This window comes from Streptomyces sp. NPDC005799 (assembly GCF_040630525.1).
GTDB classification, from domain to species: Bacteria; Actinomycetota; Actinomycetes; order Streptomycetales; family Streptomycetaceae; genus Streptomyces; species Streptomyces griseorubiginosus_B.
The window spans coordinates 1-3,696 of sequence record NZ_JBEXXQ010000158.1 but is presented as its reverse complement, the minus strand read 5'-3'; the positions used below and the strand labels follow the sequence as shown (position 1 = coordinate 3,696).

The 3,696-nt window shown below is 62.0% G+C and carries 3 protein-coding genes; 1 reads left to right on the top strand and 2 read right to left on the bottom strand.

The features are described 5' to 3' along the window. Nucleotides 1–1,255: 1,255 nt before the first annotated feature. The gene (locus ABZ453_RS50675; RefSeq protein ID WP_359026792.1) at nucleotides 1,256–2,092 is read left to right on the top strand and encodes a serine protease; all 837 of its coding nucleotides are present in this window, start codon (nucleotides 1,256–1,258) and stop codon (nucleotides 2,090–2,092) included. Nucleotides 2,093–2,507: 415 nt separating this feature from the next. Here the strand turns inward: ABZ453_RS50675 and ABZ453_RS50670 are convergent, their stop codons facing one another. Then, nucleotides 2,508–2,783: a hypothetical protein gene (locus ABZ453_RS50670; protein WP_359026794.1), complete on the bottom strand. Its 276-nt coding sequence runs from the start codon at nucleotides 2,781–2,783 to the stop codon at nucleotides 2,508–2,510. 82 nt (nucleotides 2,784–2,865) lie between these two features. Further along, nucleotides 2,866–3,696, bottom strand: an 831-nt coding sequence (locus ABZ453_RS50665; protein WP_359026790.1) for an ISAs1 family transposase, incomplete at its 5' end; no start/stop codon positions are given.

Here is a 3,696-nt window from a genome sequence, read left to right as displayed (position 1 = left end):
CACCGGCACCGCCCCACGCGCCATGGCCACCCTCCGCAACCTCGCGATCGGCACTCTCAAAGCCGCAGGCGCCACCAACATCGCCAAGACCACCCGCGCCATCCGCGACAATCCCGAACGAGCCCTGCCCATCCTGGGCATCACTCACAACACGAACCTCGCCGGAACTTGATCACGCCCTGACGACCAGCAACTTCAGGCTGAAACAGGCTCAATGATATTTGACTCTCACAGCGCTGGACCTTGTCAGACATGATCAGGCTGCCATCCTGGCTCGGAGTCTCCTGTCAGGATCGGCAGGATGGCGGGCCAGCTGGAGATGCATATTCGGTCTAAAGGCTCTTCCGCAATCCCCGGACGGGTCAGCGTGCGGCGTCAGATTCGGTGCATCGCAAAGCGGAGGGGCATCCGCATATCTGGATGTAAGCTATCCGTACTCGCCCGCCGAGAATTGAGGGACAGTCATTGCCATGCCGTCAAATTCGGCAACTCCTCACAGTTTTTATAAGATCCAGGGGCTCCTCGTGCCGCACCGGAAAAAGATAGATCTACGCTACCGGTGCGGATGTAGCCGTATGCATCCCTGGGGGTATTTGCGACCGAAGCACCCCACCTGGAAAACGCGGATAAGCGAGGGCTGTTGCGGTCATGAAATGAGGCCGGTAACACTTCCCTGGGTCAATGCCCCCCTGGGAAGATCTTTGCAAGGTGGAGTCCCCAGCTGACCGCTGATGCGTACTCGACGTCTGAATGTGGGCATGGAGACCAGGCGCCCGATGACGGAAATCAACCGGCTTTCGGGCTCCATCGCCGCCCGCGCAGCTCCGAAGCGGTTGCGGAGGCGCAGATCCACGCTACGGACCGGGCCGACAAGTAAACGAACTGCCGCCCGGTTACCATGACGTCTACCTCATCCAGTCCGGATTACCCGGGGGCGACCATTCAGCCCTGCACATCTGGAACGGGCTGGAGGCAATCGCTATTTGACATACCTGGTATCCGTGGGGTGTGGCCACGCCGCCATGACCACGGACCCGCACGATCCTGATGTTACCCTTATCACCCTGAAAGAAATTGATTGCCACCCCACCGGCACATTCACGTCAAACGTAGCGGAGCTGGAATTTTGCTATATTTTTCACGAAAAGCAGACTGCCCGTCATGCTGGTCATAGGATGCCACTTTCTGAAGCCTTCCCAATCCCTGCGATTTGCGCCTGTCTTTACTACTGCAATTCACTGAGAGGTCTTTCGTAATGCTCAAGCATAAGCGCACCGTTTCCAACAAGAAGAAGGCAACGAGAACCGGTTTTGCGGTGGCAGGGGTTGCGGTCGCCGCGGTCGTCGCCGCGACATCCGCGCAGGCCATCGTCGGCGGCAAGTCTGCCCAGATCGACAAGAATTCGTTTCTGGTGGTGATCAAGGTCGAAGATACGTTCTGTGCAGGTACGGCGGTATCGTCCACTAAGATCGTCACCAATGCCGCGTGTCTCACTCACGCCGCACGGCCGGAGGCCACGGAGGTGATCGCCGGCCGGTCCAACGCACTTGACGAGAAGCAGGGCATCAAGATGAAGCCCGATGGTTGGTGGCTCCCCCGCTCCTACAGCGACTACAGCTACGGCGACAGCAAGGGCAAGACCTCGGACGTGCCCACCAACGACATCGCTGTGCTCCATCTCGCCAAGCCCCTTCCCAGCAACTACAAGACGGTCAAATGGGTCCCATCCGGCTTCAAGTACAAGGCCGGTACGGAGGCCCGAATAGTCGGCTGGGGCACCACGTCCGAAGAGACTGAAGAAACAACCGGTGCACTACGGGAAGCAAATGTCGATGTTCTCCACAATTCCGACTGCCAGCGGGCCTACCCGGGTGACTACGCGTCCGGGAAGATGGTTTGCGCCGGAAAGCAAGAGGGGGGCGTCGACGCGTGCACGCGTGACGGTGGTGGGCCGCTACTCATCTCGGATGGGAAGGAAGAGCGCCTGGCAGGCATCATTTCCTGGGGAGAGGGATGTGGTCGGGCGGGTAAGCCGGGCGTTTACACTAAGGTGTCCACGTTCGCGAAGGAACTGGCGGCACTGCCCGAGTAGTCGGCGCGGCTCGGCCCGTGGCACCGGGCCAGGAGCCTGTTATCAGCCCACCGCCTGAACCGGCTGGGCATCGGGTAACCCCGGCGTAAAGGAATGGGCGGGCAGTGGCCGCTCCGCTCCGCCGTGGAGTGCGGGACAGCTTTTACACAGCGACACCAGAAAAGTCAGACTCAAACTCGTCGTCCACGAGGGCTTCCTGTCCATGACCGTCACCGGCGGTGATGGATACCTTTCGGCTGACTGCCCCCTCACCGGGTGTGTCAACTTAACGGCCCTGTCTCTCATTCGGTGGTAACTGAAAGTCACGGGAAGAACACCTAGTCAAACCGCGCGGGTACATGCCCGCAACCTCGCTTCGCTGCCTGTGGCGAGCTCATCATCCAGATGCTGATAGGCGGTTGAGCTGGGCAAATCGCTACAGGTAACCATCATCACCGCCTGTTACCACCGAATGTGAGACAGGGCCTGATTCATGACACTCCCCGATGGCGCCGTTGACCGCCCGGCGATTCCGGGTGATCTTCGTGTCGGCATGCTGTGCCCTGATCTCGTAGCCGAGGAAGCGCGCCGCCTGGCTGGTGGCGTGCGTGATCAGGGTTTTGGACTCAGACAGTTCCAGCTTGAGCTCGTCACGCAGGAACGTTCTGATCCTTGCCGGGCCTTCAAAGTTGAGCAGTGCGGAGGTGCCCACGGGCTCGGCGAGTCGTGACGCAGCGTCTGCGTAGCCGCTGGTTCGTGGCGTTGCGGAACCCGAAGGCAGGGGTGATGCGTTCTCAGGCTTCAAGATCGAGTAGTTGGAGGGCGTGGTCGGCTCGTGACCGGTAGTGGTCGGTCGCAGCGGCGATGTTCGTCCAGCCGGCCTGGCGGATGAGGCCGATGGCGAGGTTGCGGAGCGTTGCCATCGCGCGGGGTGCGGTGCCGGTGCGGTCGCGGGAAGCGTCCTCGGCGAGGGTCACGTCTCTCACGTGGTGCAGGGCCTCGACCTGCCAGTGCCCGCGGATCAGTTCGGCGATCCGTTCCGGGGTGGCTTGCTCTGGAGTGAGGCTGGTGATCGCGTAGATCGTCTTGATGGTGGTCTTGTTCGTCGTGCGGCTGGTGCGGCGGCGCTTGACCTCGATGGCCTGCACGGCGTGAGGGAAGAGGAGGCCGGGCTGGACGGTGCAGACCTTGAGCCGGCGGATCTCGCGTCGACCATGGCCCTGTTCGCGGGTGCGGTGCTGCAGCGGGACCTCGCGCCAGGGCAGATGTCGCAGCTGTCGGCGGAGCTTCTTCTGGTTGCCCTTGACGACCAGGATGTAGTGCCCGCCCCGGGCGATGACGTGCTCGGCATGACCGGTCTGGGTGTGCATCGCGTCGGCGGTGATAACGCATCCGCGCAGGTCGAGCCGTTCCAACAGTGCGGCGAAAGCAGGGATTTCATTACTCTTCGCGGCGATCTGCTGTTGGGAGACCACGGCCTGGCCCTCGTGCAGGACGGCGGCGAGGAGGTGGACGGCCGTCTTCTCGCCGGTGCGGCTGCCGCGTACGGCCTTGCCGTCGACGGCCACACCCACCAGCTCCACGGCGCCTTCGTCGGCCGGGTCACTCGCATGCCGGGCCAGCCA

Coding starts and splice junctions, on each gene's coding strand:
- ABZ453_RS50675 (WP_359026792.1), top strand. CDS start 1,256: ATGCTCAAGCATAAGCGCACCGTTTCCAACAAGAAGAAGGCAACGAGA.